Here is a 1,022-nt window from a genome sequence, read left to right as displayed (position 1 = left end):
TGATCCGCTTGGGTTTTCCAGACCAAACCTAGAGCGAGTTTTCCGGTGTTTCGGGTCCAGCCGATTCCGGTAAAAGCACCAGCTGACGGACGAACTCAGCGGGTGCCAGCTCTTTGAGAGCCGAGTGAGGACGGCTCTCGTTGTAATCCCGGCGCCACGTCTCGATGATCGCCTTCGCTTCACCCAACGTCTCGAACCAATGCAGGTTCAGGCACTCGTCGCGCAATGATCCGTTAAACGTCTCGATGTGGCAATTGTCCGTCGGCTTGCCAGGCCGGCTGAAGTTGATCTTTGCCCGATGGTGATAGGCCCACATGTCGAGCAGGCGCCCGGAGAATTCGCTGCCGTTGTCCACGAATACGTGCCGCGGGGCACCCCGTCTTGCCGCAATCCGGTTCAGTACTCCCACCACATGCTCGCCTCTCAGACGCTGTCCAACTTCGATGGCGAGTGCCTCTTTCGTGAAGACATCGACGACCGTCAACGTGCGGAACTTCGACCCGTTAGAGAGCTGATCGGCAACGAAGTCCATACTCCACGCGTCGTTTGGTTTCACCGGTACGATCTTTGCCATTCGCGTCACGACCATCTTGCGCCGCTTCGGCAGCTTCGAGCGCAACTGCAACTGTTCTTCGCAATACAGCCGGTACGCCTGGTTCCTGCCCAGTTGCCAACCTTCGCGACGCAACAGCACATGAACGCGCCGATAGCCATAGCGCACGCGTGTGTACGCGATCTCTCGCATGCGCGCACGAAGCTCCGGTCGGGGATCCTTCACGCTTCGGTAATACTGCATGCTGCGCGGTTGCTTCATCAACCTGCAGGCCCGCCTCATCGTCAATCCGTAGTGACTTACCACGTAATCCACCACGTCTCTCCTCAGCGCGGGCCGGGCCACTTTTTTGCCGCGACGTCCTGCAGGATGGCCTTGTCCAGGCTCAGTTCGGCCACCAGCTTCTTCAGTCGTGCGTTCTCATCCTGCAACTGCTTGAGTTCGCGTACCTGATCGGACTGCATCCCGG

The 1,022-nt window shown here is 58.9% G+C and carries 1 pseudogene; it reads right to left on the bottom strand.

The window, feature by feature from the left end:
• Window positions 1–28: 28 nt before the first annotated feature.
• A pseudogene (locus M0D65_RS33070) lies at window positions 29–1,022 on the bottom strand (IS3 family transposase); the annotation flags it as partial.

This window comes from Paraburkholderia sp. CHISQ3 (assembly GCF_030464945.1).
In the GTDB taxonomy this organism is placed as follows: domain Bacteria; phylum Pseudomonadota; class Gammaproteobacteria; order Burkholderiales; family Burkholderiaceae; genus Paraburkholderia; species Paraburkholderia megapolitana.
This window is presented reverse-complemented; position numbering and strand designations above follow the sequence as displayed.